This is a genomic window from Pectinatus brassicae (assembly GCF_014201835.1).
Classification (GTDB): domain Bacteria; phylum Bacillota; class Negativicutes; order Selenomonadales; family Selenomonadaceae; genus Pectinatus; species Pectinatus brassicae.
In genome coordinates this window covers 41,161-66,809 of sequence record NZ_JACHFH010000018.1, presented here as the reverse complement: position 1 = coordinate 66,809, position 25,649 = coordinate 41,161, and the positions used below count along the sequence as shown (strand labels likewise).

Annotated in this window: 34 protein-coding genes; 6 read left to right on the top strand and 28 right to left on the bottom strand. The window is 35.8% G+C overall.

Annotated elements, in window-relative coordinates; genetic code table 11:
* The 3 genes from HNR32_RS08160 to HNR32_RS08150 all read left to right on the top strand — a co-directional run.
* A partial coding sequence (locus HNR32_RS08160) for a carboxylesterase family protein (protein WP_446430392.1) occupies positions 1-550 on the top strand: 550 nt, incomplete at its 5' end.
* A 33-nt stretch (positions 551-583) separates the two neighbouring features.
* Positions 584-1,429 carry a tetratricopeptide repeat protein gene (locus tag HNR32_RS08155; protein WP_183861519.1) on the top strand — a complete coding sequence of 282 codons (846 nt, stop codon included), beginning with the start codon at positions 584-586 and terminating at the stop codon, positions 1,427-1,429.
* Between the two features lie 32 nt (positions 1,430-1,461).
* Positions 1,462-3,126, top strand: a complete 1,665-nt coding sequence (locus tag HNR32_RS08150) for a subtype B tannase (protein WP_183861517.1) — start codon at positions 1,462-1,464, stop codon at positions 3,124-3,126.
* A gap of 27 nt (positions 3,127-3,153) precedes the next feature.
* On the opposite strand, the gene HNR32_RS08145 is transcribed toward HNR32_RS08150, so the two are convergent.
* The 28 genes from HNR32_RS08145 to ylxM form a co-directional block, all read right to left on the bottom strand.
* Positions 3,154-3,699: a hypothetical protein gene (locus HNR32_RS08145; RefSeq protein ID WP_183861515.1), complete on the bottom strand. Its 546-nt coding sequence runs from the start codon at positions 3,697-3,699 to the stop codon at positions 3,154-3,156.
* 10 nt (positions 3,700-3,709) lie between these two features.
* A complete protein-coding gene (locus HNR32_RS08140; RefSeq protein WP_183861513.1) occupies positions 3,710-4,855 on the bottom strand; it encodes a hypothetical protein in 1,146 nt (381 codons plus the stop codon).
* Positions 4,839-5,294 (bottom strand): hypothetical protein, encoded by a 456-nt coding sequence (locus HNR32_RS08135; protein WP_183861511.1) that lies wholly within the window; start codon positions 5,292-5,294, stop codon positions 4,839-4,841. The genes HNR32_RS08140 and HNR32_RS08135 overlap by 17 nt, the downstream gene beginning before the upstream one ends.
* A gap of 3 nt (positions 5,295-5,297) precedes the next feature.
* Complete coding sequence (locus tag HNR32_RS08130; protein ID WP_183861509.1) at positions 5,298-5,831, bottom strand: hypothetical protein; 534 nt, start codon at positions 5,829-5,831, stop codon at positions 5,298-5,300.
* Positions 5,824-6,204, bottom strand: coding sequence for a hypothetical protein (locus tag HNR32_RS08125; protein ID WP_183861507.1), 381 nt, complete (start codon positions 6,202-6,204; stop codon positions 5,824-5,826). The genes HNR32_RS08130 and HNR32_RS08125 overlap by 8 nt, the downstream gene beginning before the upstream one ends.
* Entirely contained in the window at positions 6,197-6,643 is a 447-nt protein-coding gene (locus HNR32_RS08120) for a hypothetical protein (RefSeq protein ID WP_183861505.1), read from the bottom strand. The genes HNR32_RS08125 and HNR32_RS08120 overlap by 8 nt, the downstream gene beginning before the upstream one ends.
* 8 nt (positions 6,644-6,651) lie before the next feature.
* Positions 6,652-7,179, bottom strand: coding sequence for a prepilin peptidase (locus HNR32_RS14465; protein ID WP_183861503.1), 528 nt, complete (start codon positions 7,177-7,179; stop codon positions 6,652-6,654).
* A complete protein-coding gene (locus HNR32_RS14365) occupies positions 7,176-7,574 on the bottom strand; it encodes a type IV pilin protein (RefSeq protein ID WP_183861501.1) in 399 nt (132 codons plus the stop codon). Before HNR32_RS14365 ends, HNR32_RS14465 begins: the two co-directional genes overlap by 4 nt.
* A gap of 36 nt (positions 7,575-7,610) precedes the next feature.
* Positions 7,611-8,825, bottom strand: coding sequence for a type II secretion system F family protein (locus tag HNR32_RS08105; protein ID WP_183861499.1), 1,215 nt, complete (start codon positions 8,823-8,825; stop codon positions 7,611-7,613).
* Positions 8,826-8,848: 23 nt separating this feature from the next.
* On the bottom strand, positions 8,849-9,859 hold the full coding sequence (locus HNR32_RS08100; protein ID WP_183861497.1) for a type IV pilus twitching motility protein PilT: 1,011 nt from the start codon (positions 9,857-9,859) through the stop codon (positions 8,849-8,851).
* Positions 9,852-11,117 (bottom strand): GspE/PulE family protein, encoded by a 1,266-nt coding sequence (locus HNR32_RS08095; protein ID WP_183861495.1) that lies wholly within the window; start codon positions 11,115-11,117, stop codon positions 9,852-9,854. Before HNR32_RS08095 ends, HNR32_RS08100 begins: the two co-directional genes overlap by 8 nt.
* A 1-nt stretch (position 11,118) precedes the next feature.
* Positions 11,119-11,982: a shikimate dehydrogenase gene (locus HNR32_RS08090; RefSeq protein ID WP_221300587.1), complete on the bottom strand. Its 864-nt coding sequence runs from the start codon at positions 11,980-11,982 to the stop codon at positions 11,119-11,121.
* 58 nt (positions 11,983-12,040) lie between these two features.
* Positions 12,041-13,561, bottom strand: coding sequence for a YifB family Mg chelatase-like AAA ATPase (locus tag HNR32_RS08085; RefSeq protein ID WP_183861493.1), 1,521 nt, complete (start codon positions 13,559-13,561; stop codon positions 12,041-12,043).
* A 23-nt stretch (positions 13,562-13,584) separates the two neighbouring features.
* Positions 13,585-14,154 (bottom strand): UbiX family flavin prenyltransferase, encoded by a 570-nt coding sequence (locus tag HNR32_RS08080; protein ID WP_183861491.1) that lies wholly within the window; start codon positions 14,152-14,154, stop codon positions 13,585-13,587.
* Between the two features lie 4 nt (positions 14,155-14,158).
* A complete protein-coding gene (locus tag HNR32_RS08075) occupies positions 14,159-14,515 on the bottom strand; it encodes a YraN family protein (protein WP_183861489.1) in 357 nt (118 codons plus the stop codon).
* Entirely contained in the window at positions 14,512-14,814 is a 303-nt protein-coding gene (locus tag HNR32_RS08070) for an EscU/YscU/HrcU family type III secretion system export apparatus switch protein (RefSeq protein WP_183861487.1), read from the bottom strand. Before HNR32_RS08070 ends, HNR32_RS08075 begins: the two co-directional genes overlap by 4 nt.
* A 20-nt stretch (positions 14,815-14,834) precedes the next feature.
* Positions 14,835-16,805 (bottom strand): hypothetical protein, encoded by a 1,971-nt coding sequence (locus HNR32_RS08065; protein WP_183861484.1) that lies wholly within the window; start codon positions 16,803-16,805, stop codon positions 14,835-14,837.
* Between the two features lie 15 nt (positions 16,806-16,820).
* Positions 16,821-17,582 carry a ribonuclease HII gene (gene rnhB, locus HNR32_RS08060; RefSeq protein WP_183861482.1) on the bottom strand — a complete coding sequence of 254 codons (762 nt, stop codon included), beginning with the start codon at positions 17,580-17,582 and terminating at the stop codon, positions 16,821-16,823.
* A gap of 99 nt (positions 17,583-17,681) precedes the next feature.
* A complete protein-coding gene (gene ylqF / locus HNR32_RS08055) occupies positions 17,682-18,563 on the bottom strand; it encodes a ribosome biogenesis GTPase YlqF (RefSeq protein ID WP_183861479.1) in 882 nt (293 codons plus the stop codon).
* An 85-nt stretch (positions 18,564-18,648) separates the two neighbouring features.
* Positions 18,649-19,173: a signal peptidase I gene (gene lepB / locus HNR32_RS08050; protein ID WP_183861477.1), complete on the bottom strand. Its 525-nt coding sequence runs from the start codon at positions 19,171-19,173 to the stop codon at positions 18,649-18,651.
* Between the two features lie 132 nt (positions 19,174-19,305).
* Positions 19,306-19,647: a 50S ribosomal protein L19 gene (gene rplS, locus HNR32_RS08045; protein ID WP_183861475.1), complete on the bottom strand. Its 342-nt coding sequence runs from the start codon at positions 19,645-19,647 to the stop codon at positions 19,306-19,308.
* Between the two features lie 90 nt (positions 19,648-19,737).
* Entirely contained in the window at positions 19,738-20,481 is a 744-nt protein-coding gene (gene trmD / locus HNR32_RS08040) for a tRNA (guanosine(37)-N1)-methyltransferase TrmD (protein WP_183861473.1), read from the bottom strand.
* A gap of 1 nt (position 20,482) precedes the next feature.
* Positions 20,483-21,004 (bottom strand): ribosome maturation factor RimM, encoded by a 522-nt coding sequence (gene rimM, locus HNR32_RS08035; protein WP_183861471.1) that lies wholly within the window; start codon positions 21,002-21,004, stop codon positions 20,483-20,485.
* Positions 20,976-21,380, bottom strand: a complete 405-nt coding sequence (locus tag HNR32_RS08030) for a YlqD family protein (protein WP_183861469.1) — start codon at positions 21,378-21,380, stop codon at positions 20,976-20,978. Before HNR32_RS08030 ends, rimM begins: the two co-directional genes overlap by 29 nt.
* Before the next feature lie 255 nt (positions 21,381-21,635).
* A complete protein-coding gene (locus HNR32_RS08025) occupies positions 21,636-21,863 on the bottom strand; it encodes a KH domain-containing protein (RefSeq protein ID WP_183861467.1) in 228 nt (75 codons plus the stop codon).
* Positions 21,864-21,878: 15 nt separating this feature from the next.
* The gene (gene rpsP, locus HNR32_RS08020; RefSeq protein WP_183861466.1) at positions 21,879-22,154 is read right to left on the bottom strand and encodes a 30S ribosomal protein S16; all 276 of its coding nucleotides are present in this window, start codon (positions 22,152-22,154) and stop codon (positions 21,879-21,881) included.
* Between the two features lie 15 nt (positions 22,155-22,169).
* Positions 22,170-23,549, bottom strand: a complete 1,380-nt coding sequence (gene ffh / locus HNR32_RS08015) for a signal recognition particle protein (protein WP_183861465.1) — start codon at positions 23,547-23,549, stop codon at positions 22,170-22,172.
* A 22-nt stretch (positions 23,550-23,571) separates the two neighbouring features.
* A complete protein-coding gene (gene ylxM / locus HNR32_RS08010; RefSeq protein ID WP_183861464.1) occupies positions 23,572-23,916 on the bottom strand; it encodes a YlxM family DNA-binding protein in 345 nt (114 codons plus the stop codon).
* Between the two features lie 432 nt (positions 23,917-24,348).
* Between ylxM and HNR32_RS08005 the strand changes: the two genes are divergently transcribed.
* From HNR32_RS08005 to HNR32_RS07995, 3 genes are read left to right on the top strand one after another with little or no spacing between them, the layout of a single operon-like run.
* Complete coding sequence (locus HNR32_RS08005; protein ID WP_183861463.1) at positions 24,349-24,702, top strand: NADH-quinone oxidoreductase subunit A; 354 nt, start codon at positions 24,349-24,351, stop codon at positions 24,700-24,702.
* Positions 24,693-25,190, top strand: coding sequence for an NADH-quinone oxidoreductase subunit B (locus HNR32_RS08000; RefSeq protein WP_183861462.1), 498 nt, complete (start codon positions 24,693-24,695; stop codon positions 25,188-25,190). Before HNR32_RS08005 ends, HNR32_RS08000 begins: the two co-directional genes overlap by 10 nt.
* Positions 25,190-25,627: an NADH-quinone oxidoreductase subunit C gene (locus HNR32_RS07995; RefSeq protein WP_183861461.1), complete on the top strand. Its 438-nt coding sequence runs from the start codon at positions 25,190-25,192 to the stop codon at positions 25,625-25,627. Before HNR32_RS08000 ends, HNR32_RS07995 begins: the two co-directional genes overlap by 1 nt.
* Positions 25,628-25,649: the final 22 nt, after the last annotated feature.

The following is a 25,649-nucleotide window of genomic DNA, read 5'->3' as shown; positions in this document are numbered from 1 at the left end:
TTATACTAAAAACGAGAGGATCATGCTATTTTTATACCAATTATTATTGAATTTTCAAGGTACACAGGTTATTTCACGACTGCGAAGTTTGAGTAATTTAATAGATAAATTTAAGCAATATGAATATACAGATCCAAAGACAGGCTATAAGATTCCCTATAATTTGTATTTGCCGCATACTTATGATCCAAATAAAAAATACCCATTGTTATTTTTTATTCCAGATGCCAGTGCTAATAGTGATGATGTAAAAATGGCACTGATTCAGGGCAATGGTGCAACGGTTTGGGCAACTTCAGCAGAGCAGAAAAAACATGAATGTATTATATTAGCACCAGAATATACCAATGTTTTGATAAGCAAGATAGGCATGCTTACAGAAGACAGCAATGAATGGACTAAGGGACTGACACTGGTATCAGATTTATTATTTGATGTAGTTGACAGGTATGGTGTTGATAAAAACCGTATTTATGGTACAGGCCAATCACAAGGTGGGATGGCTAATATTGCTATAAGTGATAAATATCCTAATTTTTTTGCTGCGTAATATCTTGTAGCTTGTCAGTGGAATGTAAATGAAATGGAAGCGATAAAAGATAAAAAATTATGGATTCTTGTTTCACAGGGGGACACAAAAGCTCATCCAGGAATGAATGCAGCAACAAATCGTTGGGAAACACTTGGTTCAAAGGTAGCTAGAAGTGATATGTGGAATAGTAAATCAACAGCAGCACAGTTTGACGAATTAGTAAAAAATACAAGGGCAAAAAAAGCCAATATTAATTATACAGTTTTTAAAGGAGGTAATCACAATTATACTTGGTCGATTGCTTATAATATTGAAGGGATTCGCGACTGGTTATTTGAGCAAACTAAAACAGGCGAGAAAGTACCACCATTTGGCAAGTTTAAGCATAACGACAATGCAAGAAAATACTTGAAACAGGGAATTGAGTTTTATACTGGCAATAATGCAGAGAAAAATTATAAGCAGGCTTTAAAATATTTTCATTTAGCTGATAAACATGGTGATTTAAAAGCTGGCAGATATATAGGTCTTTGTTATGAAAATGGCTATGGTGTCACAAAGGATTATGTAAAAGCGGTTCAATTTTATCAAAAGGCGGCTGATAATGGTGATATAACTGCTACATATTATTTGGGACATATGTATGAAGAAGGATTAGGTGTAGAACAAAATTATGATAAAGCGAAACAACTATATATAAAATCAGCTCAGCGTGGTGACGTTATTGCTGCTCCAGGTATGGTGGCACTTGGCAGATTATTTGAAAATGGTTTGGGCGTAAGTAAAAACACCCAGGAAGCAGAAAAATGGTATCAAAAAGCTGTTGATGTTAATTATAAAGATGCCCAAGCAGATTTAGAACGAGTAAAAAATTTAAATGCTGATAAGAAACAATAAGTATTTTTATAAAAAAGAAAGTGATATAAATTATGAAACTAAAAAAATATATAATTAATGGTTTGGCTGTAAGTGCTTTAAGTGTGACATTTACAGGACAAATAGCTATGGCCGCTACATCAGATCAGGCAGTATTAAATGTTAAGAATATACCAAGTATGAATACTACAGCTGATAATATGGATAATCTTTTAAAACCACAGACAGCAAATACAAATAATATGGTGATTAAAAAGACATATAGTCTGGTTTTTGATGCCAAAAAATATACAGAAGAAACACTGACACTTAATAATAAAGTCATAAAATATCGTGCTTATCGCAATATGGTTTATGCTGCCCATCCGAAAAATGCCCAATATGAATCAATGAACATTTTTATTCCCGAAGCATACTTCAATAATGGCACTATTAATGATTATAAGGCAAAAACAGCACCTATATTTATGCCAAATAATGTAGGCGGCTATATGCCGGGCAAGGCTGGAGAACCTAGTGCTCATGACAGAATGAGTGGGACAGCCAATGCAGCACTTGTGGCATTATCCAAAGGCTATGTTGTGGCTGCTCCAGCAATTAGAGGGCGTACTACAATAGGGAGTGATGGAAAAACATATGTAGGTAAAGCACCGGCATTTATTGTTGATTATAAAGCAGCCGTACGCTATCTCAGATATAATAAAAAACGACTGCCAGCTGGTGATACTGAAAAAATCATATCTGATGGTACCAGCGCGGGTGGTGCTTTATCAGCACTGCTGGGGGCCACGGGAAATAGCAAAGACTTTGCACCCTATCTAAAAGAAATTGGTGCAGCTAATGAACGTGATGATATATTTGCATCTGTTGATTATTGCCCAATTACCAATTTGGAGCATGCTGATATGGCTTATGAATGGGTATTTAATGGGGTAAATACTTATCACCAGAGAATGATGCCGCCAATGCCAAATAAATTAAATGCTGATGTGAAAATGAATCGCCCTGGTAATGCACCACCGGATATATCTACAGCTTTACTAATGACTAATAAAGAAATTATCGTTTCAGGTGAACTAAAACAGTTATTTCCAGCTTATCTTAACAGCTTAAAATTAAAAGATAAAAATGGTAAAATTTTAACATTAGATGCTGCTGGTAATGGCAGCTTTAAAAATTATTTAGAATCTTATTATATGGCTTCAGCACAAAGTGCCTTAGATAAGGGGGAAGATCTTTCCAAGCTGGACTGGTTGACAATTAAGAACGGGAAAGTTACTGCAATGGATTTAAATAAATATGCTGCTTATGCAACGCGATTAAAAGCAGCACCAGCTTTTGATAAATTAGATCTTAGTTCAGGGGAAAATGATGAATTTGGTACAATTAATAATATACCGCGGCATTTTACAGTTTATTCAATGAAAAAAACTGCAGCAGATACTGCTAAGATGGCTGATAAGAAGGAAATAAAAATGCTTAATCCGATGAATTATATTGATGCTGGCAAAGCGTCAGTTGCACCGCATTGGCGTATTCGCCATGGTGCTGTTGACCGGGACACCTCACTTGCTATTCCGCTTATTTTAGCCACTAAACTTATGGATAATGGTTATGATGTAGACTTCTTTTCCCCATGGGGAAAAGGTCATGCCGGAGATTATGACTTAGATAAATTATTTGACTGGACGGACAACATTTGTAAAAAATCATTGTGATATTATTGGCAATGATAAGGGACGCAGTTATTTACTGGGCTTTAATGAATAATACTGAATGGAAATATTACTGATAAGCATATTTGAGGATTTTTTTGCAGAAAAATTTTCAATAGTACTGTAGTATGGTAATATATCTATACTATAAAGAAAATTTAACAGTTCAAAATAATTGGATTGAATTTGTAGTGTTATCATGCTGGTGTTATAGGGCAGTTTTTCATTATTTGTTGAACTGCTGATTAAGGGCTCTATTTTCAATATTATAATATTTTCTTTGTCAGCCAGAGTTTGCAAAGCAGTTATGACTTGAGCAGTATTTTCTGGCAGTGGCAACAATTTTTGCCAGAAAAGATTTTGTTGTTCAATATTCTTAACATATTTACCAAGGTCATTATGTTGAGCGGTGAATTGCTGTAATAAAGTAATTTGCTGCTCATTTTTTTTATTTATGGATTGCAGCTGTGCTATTTTCAAAGAGTAGGGATGGCAGATAAATAAATATAGTAAACAAAAATAGATAAATAGGCTGCAGGCTCCACCAACAATAAAATACCAGTCTTTTTTGTTCATGGGAATACCTCTAATGGGGAAGTTTAAGAATAAATTTTATATTATCAGCGGATTGTTTTTCTGCTGATAATAAAATGATATCAGGGAAATAGTTGTCTTTTAGAGCAGCGAGATATTTTTGTAAATGACTGTAATCATTTGCTGTACCGCTGATTAAAATATTGGCACCATTATTAGTAATAATATCAGTAATTATAGTGGATTCATTACTAACAGCACCAAGATTAGCAAGTATAGCATGATATGATTTTTTGTGGTTATTTAATTTTAATAATATACTTTGCCGCTGCATAATATTTTTTTTGTATTTATTTAACAAATTTTGCTGCAGTGAAATATTTTGCAGTGATGACAGCATTAAAGATTGTTTTTCAATAGCAGAATTCAAGTCAGCAATTTTTATTTGATAATATAGAAAAATAATGCAAGTGATACTAGCAGTAACAGCGATGGTGCTTAATATTAATTTTTTTGTCGATAAAAATGATAGCTGTTGTTTGGCGGGTAATAGATTTAACTCAGTATTTTTCAACAACAGGGGCTGAGTTGCTGCCAGAATATAATCAGGTATATTTTCGTTATTGTCGAGCTGCGGCTTTATTGTGCATGATATATTACGAAACTTTATATTTATATTGCTATTGTCTGATAAGGTATAGGAAATAGATTGCTGAGGATATATACCGTAAAGTTTTAATGGAACTTTCTTAATGTGTTTTTGCCAAACAGCAATATCACTTTGCAACATGGCGTATGTTTGTATTAAATAATCAGTGTCATTAGGATTATAGGTATAAGAATAAGCATAAGCGTTTCCGGAGGCAATATTTTTACTTCGAATTTCCCAGTAAATAGATTTTTTTAATTCAGACAGGGTCATCGACGGAAAACTATTTTGACTTATAAGGAAAAATGATTCTGGCAGACATACAATGACCGGTAGATTTTGACAATGATTTGTAAGTACTGTTTGGTAAAGCCAGTCTAAAGAAAAAGGAACAGCAGAATTTTTCCAGGGGATTTGGCTGACGCTTCTTACTGACCAAATATTATTATGACAGTGCAAACAGGTGAAATAAAAATTGTTATTAAAGATAGTAAGGGTGACAATTTTATTGAAATCGTTGGAGAAGAATGATTTAAATTTTTTTATCATGATAATCCCACCGCAATATAGTGAATTTATGGTCTTTTTCCTGTATGAAAGCAGATATCTGCCTGCCGTTGCTGCCGAATTCAGCTGTAGATGACAAAATAAAAATGGAGTCAGCATAATTAAAAAAATACAGATAGACAGTGGTTGTTATTGTTTGCTGATTAATGACTTGCTGGCCGGTAAACAATGTTTTTTTATAAGTTAATACATGAGTAAAAGCATCGCTGTATATCTCATCGTATAAGTCAGGGGTTGATATTAATTTTTGCAGGGTTTTTTCGATACCGCTTTCAGCGCAGTTTTGCGCGGAAATATTAGCAGCGGCTAATATTTCTATTTGCTGTTCATTATTGCCGAGCAGAAAAAAATTACTGGCTAAAAACAGCATAGGCAGAAGAAAAATTAAACCGAATAAGCTTAGATAGCCATTATTATTCATACTTTAGTCCTCATTTGATGGTTTTTGCAGCATTATAACAGCTGTTTGCAGATAAAAATATTTACTGCTGGCAGCTTGCTGGGAACCTTTCAATTCTAGTAAAAAAACCCGGTTGCCAGCAGAGGGGTTTAAAGGCTGGCAGGTAAAGCGAATTGAAGTATGACAGTCAATATTATCACCTGTTAGGGGCTGAGCATTTTTTAGAATACGGGGATAATAAGCTAAATCATCCTGGTAATATTTTATAATTGTTTTTTCTTGTTCGGCGGTGGCACGGGTTGTTATATAGATAACGTCATGGCCGTTTTCATGGAAAATTTGCACGTTATCAGCATATTTAATATCCTGACTTAAACATTCCATTGCAAAGCGCATTTGGGAGCGTAATTCTATTTGGTATAAATTTAATAAATAATTATGCAACATAGATAAAAATATAATACTAAAGCTTATAAGCAGAATGACAAGCATATTTAGTGATAATAATGTTTCTAATAATAGGCTGCCGGACTGATTCTTAAAAATATTTTTATTCATTTATATATACCGTCTTTATAAGTGTATATTCATGGGAATTATTATTTAACTGCCAGTTAATATGGGTAGTTATTTTTTTTAGGTGATTATCGGTTGTTATAATTGTTTTTATAGTAAAGGTGAAATTATTTAAGTTTATCTGCTGATTGTTTAAGGAGCCGGTAAAATACGGTGAAATATAAAATAAGTATTCTTCGGCTAAACTTATTTCTTTTTGTGCCAGATAAATAGCGGTAAGATGGGCATCTTCGTTAGTCTGGGAACGGCTGTATGCTTTCCAGCTAAGAAAAATACTGCTGGCAGCAGTTAAGAGTATGCTGAGAATAATAATTTGCAGTAAACCAATATAACCATGCTGATTCATATTAATCATCAATCCTTATGCGGCCATATGAATTTATAATAACCTTGCGAATGTATTGATTATCTGTAGAATAAATTTTAATAGTTATAGCAGAAGCTGTATATTTATCGGCAAAATTAAATAAAATAATACCATCATGGTTGGCGTCTAATTGTATACCAGACGGCATATTGATAGTGACAGCTGATGCAGAAGCGTTATTATATATATCATAGGAAGTTTTATTTATGCGGATATAGGCGCGCTGCAGGTAATTCTTTTGTATGGGCTGCGAATAATTTTTTTCCTGGATAAGACGAATATTGCTTACTAAATACTGTGCCTGTGCATTTATCTGCATACTGGGCGTAAGTAAAATTTTAGGATGAATAAGCAGAAAAAATAAGGCGGCAACAGATAGTCCAGCCAGTAAATCAATATAAATAAAGCCGTGATTATTGTTTTTCATAGTGCAGCCTATAGAAAAATAAAATAGTGCAGATAATTATAACTAAAATAAATGATTAAAGCTGCTAGTGTTAAAAACGGGGCAAAGGGAATTCGTAAATTGCGTTGATATTTATTTGCGAGCAGAAGATAAACTGCTGTTAACAATCCAAAGATAAAGGCTAGATTAATAGTTAATACTATTGCCGGATATGACAGCCAAAATCCTAAACAGTAACATAATTTGATATCACCGCCACCCAGCGAATCAGAAAAAAAATATACTGGTAAGAATATAATACTTATAAATAAAACTCCTAAAATTATTTCACCAATGCTTGTATAAGGTGTTTTGGTTAGTTGGTATATAATGCAGGGGATAAACAGTATAATAAGAGCTTTATTGGGAATGATATAAGTTTTATAGTCGATATAGGCTATTTTTATTAGTAAAATGAATATGGCAATAACACAGATATTGGAAATATTTATAGCAGTAAAAGTAACATAAAAAATAGTGGGTAATATTATATAAGAATGCAAATATTTAATAATCATTTTGGTACACTGCCAAAGTCTTTTAAGGGATGATTTTGACACAAGGCAAATTCCAGAGAGTTATCAAGACTGTAAGTGGCAGTAGTTATTTTTAATTTTTCACCGCTGCGCAGATAACATTCACCTTGTGGCGGAGCCAAATTTTCAATATCATCAACGTATTCGGCTAAATCAGTTTGGAGATTTTGAGGATAATGACCATGCTGCATTAGATACATTGTGATGGAAGTATTTAATGTTTGTAAATCTGACTGCACTTTGGCAGTATTGGCTAATGCCAGAGAATTAGTGAATTTAGGTATGGCTAGGGTTGCTAAAGTTCCCAGAATTACTATTACAATCATCATTTCCAGCAGGGTAAAACCACGCTGATCTTTAAGCAAAGATTTTTTCATTGATTTAGAGTCTCCTTTGATAAATTATTAGCATTTTTACATTGGGATATGAGTAGCAGCATCAAACATGGGCAGGGCAATACCGATTATAAAAGCACCAATAAGTAACGATAAAATTATAATCATTGCAGGTTCAGCAACAGCAAGAAGTCTTTTATAGGCAGTATCAACATCTTCTTGATAAAAAGCAGCTGCTTGATCTAGTATTTGAGGCAGATTGCCGCTTTTTTCACCAGTTATCAGCATTTGCAGAAAAAATGGCGGAAATATTTGGTGCTTTATTAAGGCGTCCGATAAGCTAAAGCCTTTTTGAACATCAGCTAGGGCTTGGCGCAAAATATTTTTAAAATAAATATTTTGGCAGTTGCTATATAATGTATAGAGTGTTTTGTCGATTGGGACACCAGCCGATAACATTATTGAAAAATCATTGCTCAATTGCAATAGATTAAGTTTTAAAATTAATTGTCCCCATATAGGTAATTTAAAAATAAACTTATAAAATAATAGTTTATATAGTGTTTTTTGCCATAATAATTTACTGCAGAAGATAGTAAGACATAGTAATAACAGCAGTGTAATATTATGATTAGCAATAAAATCACCAATAAATAAAATGCTTTTGGTTATAAAGGGAAGAGGGACATTTAATGAGTATAGCAGGGACGCGAATATTGGCAGGACAAAGTTAAACATAATAAAAGCTGTTATGAAAAATATACTGAGCAGTATAAATGGATAAATGGCAGCAGTTTTTATTTTTTCTTTAGCTAAATAATCCTGCTCCAGATAAGAGGCTGTTTTTTCTAAAACTATATCCAGATTGCCACTGATTTCACCAATATTAATAAGTGATAAAAGACTACTTGGCAGATATGATTTATTGCGGTAAAAACTACTGAAAAGTGTCTTACCCGTTTCTAGCTGTAAAAAAACAGCATCGAGTATATTTTTAAAAACTTTGTTCTGGACCTGTTTATTTATGGCATAAACAGCTTCATCCAAGGGGATACCCGATTTTAGCATTAAGCTGAGCTGGCGGCAAAAAGCTATTATAATTTTCATCGGTACTTGGCGCTGGGGAACAATAATGGGAGGCAGGAAAAGACTTTTCTTTTTTTCCTTAAGTTCTAAGATGAAATATTTTTGTGAATATAAAAGTTCTATAGCATTATCAATTGATTCAGCGAACAATTGCCCGGAAATATTTTGTCCTTGGGGATTTTTTACCTGATAAATAAATTTTTTCACAGTGGGCGTTCCTCCTGTAAAAATTAGATAAGTAGATTATTATCGCGTAAATATTTAATGGACATTGATAAGGTCTGCATGCCATCTTGTTTATTAGTTTGGATTATCGATGATAATTGCTGTGGCTTGCCATTAATAATTAGATTACGCACGGCATCATTGCTGGTGAGTATTTCCATGGCACAACAGCGGCGTTCATTAGTTGATAATAGTAGTTTTTGGCTGATGACAGCCTGTAATGTCAGGGAAAGTTCCAGTCGAATAGCTTCACGCTGTGCCTGTTCAAAAAAGCCTTCTATACGGATAATGGATTCGACAACGCTTGAGGTATGCAGTGTTGACAGCACTAAATGACCAGTTTGAGCAGCAGTAAGAGCGGTATGCATTGTTTTATAATCACGTATCTCCCCGATAAGTAAAACATCAGGATCCTGTCTTAAGGCACTTTTTATAGCCTGGGAAAAAGAAGAAAAATCACGCCGATATTCTCGTTGGTGAACGAGCCCTGTAGTAGATTTTAGTATATATTCAATGGGATCTTCCAAGGTTATTACATGGCAGGGATTTTTCTGCAAACGGTATTTGATCATGGCTGCAAGTGTTGTTGATTTACCACAGCCGGAAGGACCTGTTAGCAAAATAAGGCCACTGTTTTTTAGGGCCAGGGTCTGCAAAATACTAGGATATTCGTTGATTGTCAGGTCAGGAATATTATTACTTATGAGACGCAGCGCAAGCGCTATTTGATTGTTTTGCTGATAAATACTGATACGTAAACGCTGACCATTAATGATATAAGATAAATCAATAAAATGTTTTTTGGCAAAAATAGACTGGGTGTCTTTTGTTAAAAAAAGTGCTAATAGTTCAGTTATATCTTTGTTATAAAAGATGAAATTTTCCGATAATTTATTCAATAAACCATTAATGCGGCAAAAAGAATAATTATTTTCGCTTATATGAATATCGGAGCAAGTATCTTTAACTAAAGACAGTAATTTTTTTAATTTGTCCAGACCGTTGCAATTAGTCATTATCATTTATCCTCATTATTTCTGTAAGCGTAGTTTTCTGATCAAGACATTTATTAAGGCCATCCTGCAAAAGACTAATCATGCCATTTTCCTGGGCTAGTTTTTCAATAGTATTGGAATCAGCTGTATTATAAATAGCATTTTTGATATCTTTGCTAGCCAAAAAAATTTCATGGATGGCAATTCGCCCATGGTAACCGCTGTTATTGCATTTATTGCAGCCACGACCGCGATATAATTTATCATAGTGAATATGATGTTTTTGCAGAAATTTATATTCAGTCGAATTTATTTCAGGAACATATGATTCTATACAGTTGGGACAAATTTTTCTGACCAAACGCTGTGATAAACAGCCGGCTAAAGTTGCAGACAGCAAATATGGTTCAATCTGCATATCGAGCAGTCGCAAAACAGCACTGGCAGCATTGGAAGCATGCAGTGTGGACAGAACTAAATGCCCGGTGAGAGCTGCTCGTACAGCTGTTTTGGCAGTATCATTATCACGTATTTCACCAATTAAAATAATGCTGGGATCCTGCCGTAAAATGGCACGCAATCCAGTATTAAAATTTAATCCCTGTGATTCATAAATCTGTACTTGATTTATGCCCTCAAGTTTATATTCTACGGGATCTTCAATGGTCATAATATTTTTTTCAACACTGTTTAATTCCTGCAAGGCAGCATAAAGCGTGGTTGTTTTGCCAGAGTTTACAGGTCCGGTATTTAAAATAAGCCCACTGGGACGTGTATACAGTTTCTTAAAAAGCTGTTTATTGGCAGTACTTAAATCTAATTCATTGATATTTAATAGTTTGCCTGAAGTGTTTAATAAGCGTAAAACTATTTTTTCACCATAGATTGTAGGGATAATGGCAATTCTGATATCTATGATTTTATCAAGATACGAATAGGACAAATTGCCATCCTGAGGTTTTCTTTTTTCAACGGTGTTTAGCTTACTGATAATTTTTAAACGGGCAATAATAAAAGGGTGCAGCGTCAGTGATAAAGCAGCATATTTATAAAGCATACCGTCGATGCGAAAGCGAATATTGAGAATGGTATTGGTAGGTTCAATATGAATATCACTGGCAATTTTAAATATTGCGTCATTTAAAATTCTATCGACCAGTCCCACAATTGGCGAGCTGCTGATATTAAGTGTCATATCAGCGGAAGTATTGACCAAAGTATTAAATGAGCGCAGAGTTTTTTCTGCGAGCTCATTCAACGATAAATTATTAGTATCCATATTATTTTCCTGTTAATGATTTATGCAGGGCAATACGCATAAGATCAATATCAATATCGGTACGATTAGTCCATTTTTTTAATGCTGCGGCACCTTGGCCGGCCAGCATATATTCACCATTTAATATAGTATGATTATTTTTTTCAGCTTCTAATAGCAGTTTTGTTTTTTCTGGTGTGTAGATTATATCGTAGATAAGTGTATTAGTTGGCAGTATCGCAAGATTTACTGGCGGCATTTCATCAGTATACGGATACATACCAAGCGGTGTGGTGTTTACTAAAAGTTCAGTCTGAGTTAACCATTCAGCAAATTTTTCCTCCTGCCAATTGCAGACCTCAATTGTTCCTAAATGGGAAAAATCATTGGCTGTTTTTTGTGCTTTTTCTTTGTTGCGGGCTCCAATGTAAAGTTTTTTTATACCGGCAGTAAGCAGGCTGTAAATGACGGCGCGGGCTGCACCACCAGCTCCCAGCAAGGTTACTACCTTATTTTCCAAGGAAAATTTTCTATCATGCAAGGCATTAATAAAACCTTCGTGGTCAGTATTATAACCATATAATTTGTTATCTTTTATGACTACGGTATTGACGGCACCGATTAAGCGGGCGGCATCATCAATAAAATCAAGATACTGCATAATATTGATTTTATGGGGAATAGTTACGTTAAAACCAGTAAAATTTAAAGCTTTAAGACCAAATACGGCATCGCAAAGCAATTCTTCCTTAACAGGAAGAGCGGTATAAGCATAATCAAGATGCATGCTTTGCAGTACCGTATTTTGGATAACAGGCGATAAGGAGTGATGAACAGGGTAACCAATAACACCAAGATTTTTTGTTTTACCGGTGTAGATTGTCAAATTAATACCTTCTTTACTAGTAGAATTAAATAATAAATGATAATTTCATTTATTATTACTAAATATTATTATTAATAGTGCTGTGAAATTGAACAGCCTCAGCTACATGCTGATCGGTAATAACCTTGGAATCAGCCAGATCAGCAATAGTCTGGCTCACTTTTATCAAGCGGTCATAGGAACGGGCGCTTAATTTCATGCGTTCAAAAATCATCTTTAGCATATTTTGGGCAGCAGGAGTTAAACAGCAGAATTCTTTTAACAGGGCATGATTCATTTGTGAATTACAGTATAAATGATAAGAGCTAAGGCGCTGAATTTGTTTTTGGCGGGCATATTCAACACGTTTTCGTATACTGGCCGAGCTTTCAGTTTTTTTTTCGTTTACTAAATCGGTATAGTTAACGCGTGGTACTTGGATATGAATGTCAATACGGTCTAAAAGCGGGCCGGATATTTTCTTGGTATAGCGTTTAATTTCAGTTGGCGTGCAGCTGCATGAATGTAAATTATCGCCTAGATAACCGCACGGACACGGATTCATACTTGCAATTAAAATAAAATTTGAGGGAAAGGTATAAGAGGCATTGGCTCGGGCGATAGATATTTTTCTATCCTCAAGTGGCTGGCGCAGAACTTCCAGTGTAGATTTGCCAAATTCCGGCAGTTCATCGAGAAATAATACACCATTATGGCTAAGTGTTACTTCACCGGGTTTGGGAATACTGCCGCCGCCAATCATACCAGCATTGGAAATAGTGTGGTGCGGGCTGCGAAAGGGGCGTTGGCTGATTAAACCACAGCCTTTTTTTAGAAATCCCGCGATGCTGTATATTTTTGTTACTTCAAGGGCTTCCTGACGTGATAATGTCGGCAGGATAGTTGCGGTGCGTCTGGCCAGCATGGTTTTTCCTGTGCCGGGAGCGCCGCACATAAGAATGTTATGTCCGCCGGCAGCGGCAATTTCTAAGGCTCGTTTAGCGGCAAACTGTCCTTGGACATCAGAAAAATCCTCGTAAATAATTGTGTTTTCAGACAGGTCTTTTTTAACAGCAATAGACAGTTTGTTTTTGCCAGTAAAATGATTTATTATATCGATTAATTTAGTGAGTGGAAAAATTTTTAAATCATCCACCAGCAAAGCTTCTTGTTCATTGCCGGCAGGCAGAAAAAATTCGTTGATATTTTTAGCATGGCATCTTATGGCCATTGGTAAAATGCCGTGTACGGGTCTTAACTGTCCTTCTAATGATAATTCACCTGTAAACATAGCTGACTGTGAATGCGTAGCTGGTAAAATACCGTAAGCTGTCAGTATGGCAACAGCTATTGGTAAGTCAAGACCACTGCTATCCTTTTTTAAATCAGCTGGTGCCAGATTTATGGTTATTTTGCGTGCTGGTAATTTGATGCCGCTGTTTTTTATAGCTGTGCGTACGCGTTCCTTAGCTTCTTTTACAGCCGCATCAGGCAGACCAACTATTTCAAAACCCGGCAGACCACTTGATACATCTGCTTCTACTTCGATTAGAATACCGTCAATACCTGCTGTTGTAGCACCGAATGTTTTAGCAAACAATAAAGCCACCTTCTTTACTGTAGTTACATATCTCCAGTCCAGCGAGTAAATAAATTATGTTCGATTTGGAGCTGGTCACAGATTTTACCAACCATAATATTTACAATGTCATCAACGGTTTGTGGTTTATGATAAAATCCTGGACAAGCCGGAATAATTTTTATGCCAAGACGGGTAAGTTTCAACATATTTTCCAAATGGATGGCACTAAATGGTGTTTCGCGTGGGACAATCACAAGTTTTCGGTCTTCTTTGATGGTAACATCGGCAGCTCTGGTCAAAAGATTATCTGATACGCCACTGGCAATTGAAGCAATTGTTTTCATTGAACAGGGAAGAATAACCATTGCCTCAGACAAAAATGAGCCGCTGGCAATAGCAGCACCAACATTATCAACATCATAAATATAGCTGGCATATTTTTTGATATCATTAATAGTTATATCACACTCATATTGCAGGACATTAACACCGGAATGAGTGATGACTACATGTGTTTCGATATCAAGAGATTTTAATATTTTTAAGAATGTCAGGGCATAAATGGAACCGCTGGCACCAGTTATACCGACAATAATACGTCTTTTTTTCATATAATTAAATTTCAAACGCTCCTTTTATATGCTGCAGTTTATAATTATCAGAACTTGAATAATAAATTTCTATAATGTCAAAACGATAATTAACAGCCGCTGGATGCTGACTGATATATATACGGGCTGTGTGGATAATTTTTTTTTGTTTAAGATAGTTTACAGCTTGGCTAGCTGTACCAAATTTATCATTTTTTCGTGTCTTTACTTCAATAAAAGCAATAAGATTATCTTTTTTGGCAATTATATCAATTTCACCTTGGCGGCAGGAAAAGTTAACTGCTAAAATAGTGTAATGTTTTTGCTGCAAATATTGGCAGGCGTATTTTTCGCCAAGAAAGCCCTTTTCTTTGTTATTCATAGTTTTATATCCGGTTTTTTGCGTTTATCAATACGATAAACATAGGCTAGAATTTCAGCAACAACAGCGTAGAGCTCCGGTGGGATTTCACGGTCTAATTCCAATGCCATAAGCATGCTTACTAGTGTTTTATCTTGATATATTGGTACTGAGTTTCTTTGCGCTGCTTGTAAAATACTTTCAGCAGTATAGCCACGTCCTTTGGCAACTACTTTTGGAGCTTTGCCTTCTTTATCGCGGTAACGAAGCGCTACAGCTTTTTTGTCGGGAACATGAGTTTCATTCTTTTTTTCATCCATGAGTTTTAGCTCCTGTCGCGCTAATCAATAGCATCAATTTTAAGTTCGGTTAAGGACAGTTTAGCGTTATGCAAATATGAGCGTAAGCTTGGTAAATAATCTTCAAAAGATAGTGCGGTGTCTTCTTGGGAAAAAGCTAAACGAATATTTAAATCATGCTTGTTATAAAGCCGCAGAACAATTTCAACAGCACCGGCATTTTCAGTTAGGCAGCAGACACGAAACCAAGTTTCATACTCATCTTCGCCTGTGCGGGGGTTTTTGTGATCTTCATTGTAAATATTAAGATAGGTAGGATAAGTTGTTTGATCGTCCCAAAATAGCGGTAAGATAAAATCAAGTGATTTTTGTCCAGCAGAAGATGAAGATTCGTGACCAAAAGAACGCTGCATTATTTTGGCAAAGTCTTCGATGTTTTTACCATTTTGTTTTAAAGATTCAGCATTAAGGGTATCTAATGTACTTATATCGCTTAATTGTATAAAAGCCCATAATTTAGCTAAATTGGGCATCTGCTGTTTATCGGCTGCCTGTACGATTACACCAGGTATATTGCTGTTGATTACCTGCAGTGTTTTTTGCAATTGTTGGAAGTTTTCTGCGGACATTTCATTATTATTGATAAAATTTTTTAAAATATTGATGTCAGCAGCAGTAAGAGTGGTGTTTTTTTGAATAAGCCCGCCTAAATCTTTTAATACCTGCATGCTTTGTATAGTGTTTTCTATATTAATTGACATTTTGGCGGCTGCAGTATTAAGTGTTTTGCTAGCTAATGCATTGTCGGCAGAAGAAGCTGTTTTAGCAGTATTTATATTTTCCTTAGCTGGATTACTGGTATCAGCTGCTGGAGAAGTTTTAGCAGTAGCTGTATTGTTTAATGTATCTGCTTCAGTAGTAATGGTTTTCGCAGTAAGATTATTACTGCTGCTGGCGGCAGCATCTTTAGCAATGGTTTGAGCAGCTGTTGTATTAGTTTTGTCAGCCAATTGATCTACTGCACTGTTTTTGTTTGTTTCAGAAATAATTTCACTAGTTCCAGCAGGATTAGATGTGGTTTTTATTAATTCATTGCTGTTTTTTATATCTGTTTGGGCAGCTGCAGTATTGTTGCTGTTAGTTTTACTGGCAGTCAAATTTGGTGACTCTGTAATATCAGATGGGGTTGCTGCGGTAGTACTGCTATTTTTATTAGCAGCAGCATCTGCAGAAGTATTTATTGTTTCGTTACTGGCAGCAGTGTTTTTGGTGTTTATTTGAGCAGCTGTATTATTTTCCGGGTTGGTATTGGTGGGAGCGGCAGCATTATCAGTTTTGCTATTAGTATCGTTAGGAAGCGAATCATCAGCAGCTAGGTTAGCTGTGAATAAATTATCTAAAAGATTTTTTAGTGTTAATAGATTTTGTTGATTAGATGCAGTGCCTGCAGTATTAGCGGGAGAGTTGGTTAACAGCAGCTGTAAATCACTGGGCAGAGCAGCAATGTCCTTGCCATTGAGTAGGTTAAAAGCAGTTTTTAATAAATCAACGGTACCCATTTGTGTATCCTGAGATAATAATGAACGGAATTGGTTTAATATCAGTTTTAAATCGGTAGGCAGTCCCGTGAAATTCTGGTTTTCAGCTAGTTCGCCGAGCTGGGTTAAGAATTTGCCTAAGGTTGCGAGCTGATCAACTACATAACGCTGTGACTGGATTGTTCCGCCCATACCATCATTCAAGGTTTTTTCCAATGAAAAAGAATTTTTGAGAATATTTTGTATAAGTTTTTGTAATTCAGGCGGCATATCCTCAAGTGTACTACTTTGACTGCCGGTGATTTCGGCTAATACTTTCGATAAGCTGGTTATGGCACTGCGTATCGAAACATCGGTTTTAGGCCGAAAACCACTATCAGATACAACTTGTTTAGTATTTGTTTTTTGATTAATGTCTTTGGTTGATTGGGCAGGGGTAACATTGGCAGAATTTATTTGTGGTTGTATAGGCATAATAAAAACTCCCTTTTATATCATAGATTTTATTGGTTCAAAGGACTGGCGATGGATAGGACAGGGACCATATTTATTTAGAGCCTCAATATGTTCTTTGGTACCATAGCCTTTATGATGGGCAAAGCCATATTCAGGGTATTTTTTATCATAATCATCCATTAGTCGGTCACGTTCTACTTTGGCAATTATGGAGGCCGCAGCTATGGAGGCACTTTTGGCATCGCCTTTTATTATTGACAGATGTGGTATATCCAGTGAATTTAATGGAGTAGCATCAATGAGAACCTGATCAGGGGCTGGTTTTAAGGCATAAATAGAATTATACATAGCATTCATAGCTGCTTGATAAATATTAATGCGGTCAATAGTTTTTTCATCAATAATGGAACGTTCTACGGCAAGCGCATTATCTAATATTAATTTATAGATTTTTTCACGAGTAGCAGCCGATAATTTTTTTGAGTCGTTTAATTTTGGAATATAACAATTAAGTGGCAAAATAACAGCAGCAGCTACTACTGGTCCAGCTAATGGGCCGCGGCCGGCTTCATCAACACCAGCAATGAGCTCTTTTCCCTGCTGGGTAAATTGCTGTTCATATTTATATAAATTATTTAAGCGTAATTTTTCTGTTTGTTCATTTTCGTGTTTTTTTACAAGGCGTTGGACTGATTTGCGGTTATCAGCGCGCATTGCAGCAAGTATATCGTCAGTTAAATTGTTGTCTGCAATTAAATTAGTAAGCTCATTAGTAGTTAGATTAGTAATATTCATAGTTCACCCAAAATAAATTTTATAATAAAAAACATATCATATTACCATTCGGGAAATGATGTGTTTTTTCCTTGTTATAAGTATATTTTTATATAGATTTTAAGCAGATGGTGCTTCGAGTGAGATACGTCCTAGTTTACCACTGCGAAAATCGGTAAAAATAATAGTTACAACTTTTTCTTCATCGATATGGCCGCCTTTTACCAGACAGCCGCGTTTTTTTCCGATAAGCTCAAATAATTCATTGGTGTCTTCCGGCAATTCCTCTAGTTTAAAGCGGTTGAGCAGGGCTGAAGGATAATGTTCTTGTAAATAAGCCAGCAGCAGTCGTGCTACCTGTTCTTTATCAAAGATATCATCATTGATAGCACCACTGAAAGCTAAGCGTAAACCTACTGTCGGATCATCAAATTTGGGCCATAATAGTCCAGGCATATCAAGTAAATCAATGTTTTTACTGATGCGTATCCATTGTTTGGCACGGGTTACGCCTGGACGATTTTCGGTTTTGGCAGCGATAGTATTTGATAAGCGATTTATTAATGACGATTTACCAACGTTAGGGATACCGACAATCATAGCTCGGGCGTTTCTTGGTTTAGCACCATGAGCGGCAAATTTACCGGTTTGTTTTTGTGTCAGTTGGCCGATGGCCTGGGTAAGTTCTTTTAAATTTTTTCCTTTTACCGAATCAATGGCAATGGCCGTTTTCCCCATACGTTTGTAAAATTCTAACCATTCATGGGTTATCACCGGGTCAGATAGATCGGCTTTGTTTAAAACGATAATATGGGGTTTATTGCCAACAAGACTGGTTATTATAGGATTGGAGCTGGATAATGGAATACGTGAGTCGAGTAATTCAACGACAATATCCACAAGTTTTAAATTTTCCTCAATAAGTCGGCGGGCCTTGGTCATATGGCCAGGGAACCATTGGACTAAAGGAATATCAACGTTAGTTGTATTTTGTTCGTTCATTTAGACCTCCATTTAGAAAAAACGCCGGTGTATACCGACGTTTTTATTTTTGAAAAATAAGTATCTTACAGGTTTGTTTTGCTGATTACGGTAAAGTATGAAGGCTGTCTAATGGCCAAAAAACTAATACCGCTTTCCCTTTTATGAGATTGAAAGGTACGAAGCCGACATCAGGGAAGCGACTGTCTTCAGAATTATTACGATTATCACCCATGACAAAAATATGTCCCTCAGGAATTGTTGTAAGTGGATAATCACCGTTGGTTTTATTTAAAATAAATGGTTCATTTTGTAATTTGCCATTTACAAAAACATGACCGTCCTGAATTTGAATAGTATCACCCGGTAGAGCAATAACCCTTTTTATAAAATCACGGCTGTGGTCTTTGGGATATTGGAAAATAAGAATTTCACCGCGTTTTGGTGTACGGAAACGGTAGATAAACTTATTTACGACCAAACGTTCATGATTTTGCAGTGTTGGACGCATTGATGGACCATCGACAAGATAAAGTTCAACAATGAAATGACGGATAAATAAAGCTAAAGCTATTGCGATAACAATAGATATGATCCAGTCTTTAATTTCTGCGCCTAATGATTTATTCATATTAAGCCTCCATTAAATAAATTTTAGCTGCTAATAAATTTGCTGTAAGATATGAAAATACGGTAAAATACATATTTGCTAAAAAAAAGAAAAGAGGACTTGCCATAAGGCGCAGTCCCCAATAATAAATTATTAGCGTCTTTCTTTAATACGAGCAGCTTTACCAGTAAGATTGCGTAAGTAATAAAGTTTTGCTCTGCGTACAACGCCTCTGCGTACAACATCGATTTGTGGTAAACGCGGAGAGTGAAGTAGGAATGTACGTTCAACGCCGATACCATAAGAAATACGTCTTACAGTAAACATTTCACGAACACCACTGCCCTGACGAGCAATAACAACGCCTTCAAACATCTGGATACGTTCATTAGTTCCTTCGACAACTTTTACATGAACGCGTACAGTGTCACCTGGTTGGAACTGGGGAATGTCTTTCTTTAATTGTTCCTGTTCCAAAGCTTGGATAATATTCATTATTTTTCCTCCTTAATATCAATCGTTCATGACAATAATTGATGCCAGCGGACCGATTGCAATACCTCTTAATTCTATCATAATTTAAATTTAGGTGCAATCATTTTTTATCTTTTCCAAAAGTGCCCTTTGGTTTGCAGATAAATTTAATTTATCCAGTAAATCTGGTCGATTTTTATAGGTTGTTTCCAAAGATTTTTCCTGACGCCATTTATCTATATAGGCATGATTACCTGATAAGAGTACATCAGGTACGGACATATCCTTATATTGACGAGGACGTGTATATTGTGGATGTTCTAAAAGGCCATTATAAAAAGAATCAGTTGGTGCCGAATCCTGCGACCCTAAAACATTAGGAAGCATTCGCGAAACTGCGTCGACAATTACCATACAGGCCAGTTCGCCGCCCGTTAATACATAATCACCGATGGAGATTTTTTCTTCAGCAAGATGCTCGGAAATACGATTATCAAAGCCTTCATAATGTCCACAAATAAAAATAAGGGAATCATATGTGGCTAAATGTTTAGCCTTATCCTGCGAAAATGGTGTTCCTTCCGGCGAAAGTAAAATAGTCCGAGACTTTTTATCAACTGGGATATGCTTTTTTACAGCAGTTACCGCCCGAAAAAATGGTTCAGGTTTTAATACCATCCCGGCCCCGCCGCCAAACGGAACATCATCGACTTGATGATGCCGATCATAGGTATAATCTCTGGGATTAGTAAAATTAACTGACAGCAGTTTTTTGTCGATAGCACGTTTAATGATGCTATGGGCAAAAGGGCTTATAAACATCTCAGGAAATAATGATAATATATCTATCTGCATATTATTCTTCTACTATCGGCATGATAATATCCATGCGTTTGTTAGTTAAATCAATATTAGTGACGACCTTTTTTAGTGCCGGAACAAGTATGTGTTTGGCAGTTTCTGCTTCCTCGATAACATAAACATCATTGCTGCCGGTTTTTATAATATCGATTATTTTACCCAGGCAGATGCCATTTTCGTCATAGACAATAAGACCAATTATATCAAAGGAGTAATATTCACCTTTGGCTAATGGTGCTGCATCGGCACGGTTGATTTTAAGCAGCTTGCCTGTAACCGTAGCAGCCTGCTCTCTGCTATTGAAATCTTTTATTTTGAGTATGACGAAATCATTGCTATAGCGGGTAGACGCAATGTCAACTGCAGTATTATCAATATAAGCTGTGCGCAGTTTTTCAAAGCGCTCGGGAAAATCGGTCAAGGGGTAAACACGCAGTTCACCTTTGATGCCATGCGGTTTACCAATTTTGCCGATTATCAGCATTTCTTCAGGCGCGCATTTCGATAATTTTTCCATCTTCTACCAGCAATTCTGTATTCATGATTTCCGGCATCATATCGCCGACTTTTATTTCAATAAGACGCTGCAAAGTGCCCTGTACGACTTCAGCACCGATTTCTAAGCCTTCGGTGTCAGCAATTTTATGATTAAGATTTTCTTTGTAAGATAAACGTTTATGTTTTTCTTCTTCCATACGTTGCAGCATTGCTGAAACACGCTGCATATCATTATTTTCTTCGGCTAAAAGCTGTTTCATATCTTTGTCAATATGAGAAACTTCAGCATCGATTTTTTCTATTTCACGTTTAAGATTGAACAACATATCTGTTTTGAATTTTTCGGTAACTTTGGCTTTAACAGTTACCGGGCTTTGCAATGTAATTGAATCCACTTTGTTAACCTCCCGATTATCATTGTAAATCAATTGGCCCTACTATTATTGCTGTGAATGGGACTTTACTGTGTGTAATACTTATTTACTCGCTATAATAGTAAGGCTCAACTAATTGACTAATAATTGCTATTTGCTAAGGCAAATAAAATTTATTTAAAACTAATAATAGTTTATCAATGAAAGATATATAATTGTTTGCTTGGATATAATAACAGCGGCAAGGCTTTTTTCAAAGTCCGTTGCCGCTGCATATTAAATAATATCAACTATGACTTTTTTATATTCACGAGCTGCCGCGGCTTTTACGACAGTGCGCATTGCCTTAGCAATACGGCCCTGTTTGCCAATTACTTTTCCCATATCATCATCTGCTACAGAAAGTTCATAAACAACAGTTTTGCCGTCATTTTTTTCTTTTACGACAACCATATCAGGATTATCGACAAGAGATTTTGCTATAAGCTCAATAAGTTCTTTCATATCATAGCCTCTTTCTTATTTGTTCGCTTTTTTTGCTTCAGCGAATTTAGCCATTATACCTTTTTTAGAAAATAATGATTTTACGGTATCGGTAGGTTGTGCGCCTTTACCCATCCAATCAATAGCTTTATCTTCATCTATATTTACGATAGCCGGTTCTTTGGTAACATCATAATTACCGATGATTTCGATAAAACGGCCGTCACGTGGAGCACGGGAATCAGCTACAACAATACGATAAAACGGATTCTTTTTAGCACCCATGCGATTTAAACGGATTTTTACTGCCATTAAATATTCACCTCCTTAAAATGGAAACTTGAAGTTGCCAAGGCCTTTAGGAAGACCTTTCATCATGCTTTTTCCATTTTTTCCTTTCATATTGGTCATTTTTTTCATCATTTTTTTCATTTCATCAAACTGTTTTAAAAGTTTGTTAACATCCTGAACTTTAGTACCGCTGCCGCTGGCAATACGTTTGCGGCGGCTGCCATTTATAATTTTTGTATTATTTCGTTCAGCTGGTGTCATAGAACGGATGATCGCTTCAATATGGGCAATTTCCTTATTGTTCTTTAAGTCCATGTCAATATCGCCCATTTTTTTCTTAAGTCCGCCCATGCCTGGCAGCATGCCAAGTATTTTATCAAGTGAACCAAGTTTTTTGACTTGCTGCATCTGGTCAAGAAAATCATCTAAAGTGAATTGGTTTTTACGAAAAGCTTTTTCCATTTTCTTGGCTTCATCAGCGTCAAAAGTTTCTTGAGCTTTTTCGATAAGGGACAATACGTCGCCCATATCCAAAATACGAGAAGCCATACGATCAGGATAAAACATTTCTAATGCTTCAAGTTTTTCACCCGTACCAACAAATTTTATTGGACAGCCAGTAACGGCTTTTACGGATAAAGCCGCACCACCGCGGGCATCACCATCCATTTTAGTGAGAACTACACCATCAAGACCTAAATCTTTATTGAAGCTTTCAGCAACATTTACGGCATCTTGACCGGTCATAGCATCAACAACTAATAAGATTTCATGTGGATGGACAGTTGACTTTATTGACTTAAGTTCCTGCATAAGTTCTTCATTAATATGGAGACGTCCAGCTGTATCGATTATTACAATATCATTAGCATGTGATAAGGCATGTTTTATTGCTTCATCGGCAATAGTTACCGGATTTGTTCCTTCTGGCATGGTAAAAACAGGAATATCTAACTGTTCACCAATGACCTGCAGCTGTTTTATAGCAGCTGGGCGATAAATATCAGCTGCGACAAATAATGGTCGCTTGCCCTGCTTTTTAAGCATAGTACCAAGTTTACCCACTGATGTAGTTTTACCAGCACCCTGAAGACCAGCCATCATGATGATTGTCGGTGGATTTGGTGCAATTGTCAGGCGGCTTACCGAGCCTCCCATTAATTGAGTTAGTTCTTCATTTACTATTTGAATTACGGCCTGTGCGGGGGTAAGACTTTCTAAAATATTAGCACCAATAGCACGTTCTTTTATTTTAGCTACGAAATTTTTTACTACTTTAAAGTTAACATCTGCTTCAAGTAGAGCCATACGTATATCGCGCATGGCGGTATTAACATCATCTTCTGAGAGGCGCCCATGGCCACGCAGTTTTTTGAATGTGTCTTGTAATTTTTCAGCCAGCGATTCAAAAATCACTCTAATTCACCCTCTCAGTATTTCAGGAATTTAATAATTCACGTAATTTATCTTCAATAATATGTAATCGTTTATTAGAAATAGCGGATTGCAAAGTGTTAACATCAGTGAGAATACTGTTTAAAGATGTTTGCCGTTTTTTTGACTTATTAATTAGCTGCAGCTTGCTTTCATATTTTTCCAAAGTTGCAGTACAACGATGGATCATGTCATAGGCAGCTTGACGAGAAATATCCAGTGCAGCGGCTATTTCTGAAAGTGACCAGTCTTCATATAAGTGCATTTTTAGGCAATCCTGTTGTTTTTTTGTCAATAAAGCACCATAAAAGTCGAAAAGAGTGCTTAATCTTAAAAAGTTGTCTATCATTTATAACACCTCGACAACTAAATTTACTACGATGCATATTATATAGAAAAATAAATATACTGTCAAGTATTTTTACTTGTCAAAAAAATAAAAACAGGAATATATTTTATTTTAAATAAATTATAGGTATATGAAGTAACAATGGCAAATAAAAGAAAGGATAAAAAATAAATATAAAGTTATAGCAAGAAAAACCTTATTTTATAAAATAGGGAAAAAATAGATAATTGGTAAAAGAACAGACAATTTGTTACAATGTTATAAACCTTATAAATGTAAATTATCATAAAACATAATCTATGTATATTTGACAAAAACACGTAATTATTATATAAAATATATACTTTCAAAAAATATTATCATAAATTTTCTATGAAATAATTAAATTTCTAAATACAATAAAAAAAAATTCAAATGAAGGGATGTAAGAAAATGACAGAATTTATGAAAATGCTATTATTATTAGTAGTAGCAGGAGTATTTCCTATAATGGCAATGATTATGCCGTTGCTTATTGAACCACGGCAGCCTAATGAGGAAAAAAATTCGCAATATGAATGCGGCGTGGATACAATAGGACGAAATGTACCGCGGTACAGGATAAGTTATTTTTTATATGCAATTATTTTTGTAGTATTTGATGTCGAAACGGTATTTCTTTTTCCGTGGGCCGTTAAATTTAATGTTATGGGATTATTTGGCTTAATTGAAATGTTTATTTTTGCTGGAATATTAGCGATAGGATTGGCATATGCCTGGAAAAAAGGAGCTTTAGTATGGAAATAAAAGAACGTGTACCAGAAATTTTACGGGATAATGTTTTATTGACAACTGTGGATGGACTGTTTAAATGGGCGCGCAGTAATTCTTTATGGCCGCTTACCTCGGGTTTATCCTGCTGCGCTATTGAGATGATGTGTGCAGCTGCCGCCCGTTTTGATTTATCACGCTTTGGTTATGAAGTATTTCGCCCATCGCCGCGGCAGGCTGATTTATTTATTGTGGCAGGCACCTTGACCTGGAAAATGGCGCCGCCGTTGAAACGCTTATATGAACAGATGCCCAATCCTAAATATGTTATTGCCATGGGCAGCTGTGCCAATGAAGGTGGTCCGTTTGCCGATGCGTATTCAGTGGTGCCGGGAGTTGATAAAATAATTCCGGTGGATGTATATATTCCCGGCTGTCCACCAAGACCAGAAGCATTGATAGAAGGAATGCTTAAGCTAAAAGAAAAAATCCGGCATCCGGAATTAATACAGAAGGTGGAATAATGAAACGAAGTTATGTGACTCTAGAAATACTGGAACAAATACAAGCCGCTTGCAGTGCCAAAATAGAGTTTGATAAAACTTTAGCGAAGCCGCCGCTGCTGTTTAAACAGGGGGATTTTTTGGCTTTTATGCAAATGCTTAAAGATAAATATAATTTTATAATGCTTTCTAATGTAACGGCTGTTGATTATCCAGAATGTTTTGAGGTCATTTATCATCTAACAGCGATAGAAGATTATAAAGAGATAATAATAAAATTTCCAGTTGAAAAAAATAAACCGCAGCTTCCATCCGTAACAGAAATATGGCCGGCGGCTGATTTTCAGGAAAGAGAACAATTTGATTTAATGGGAATTATCTTTACAGGGCATCCTAATTTAAAACGGATATTGCTGCCAGATGATTTTAGCGGCTATCCTTTGCGTAAAGACTTTTAATATGATGAAATGCCGGAAGGGG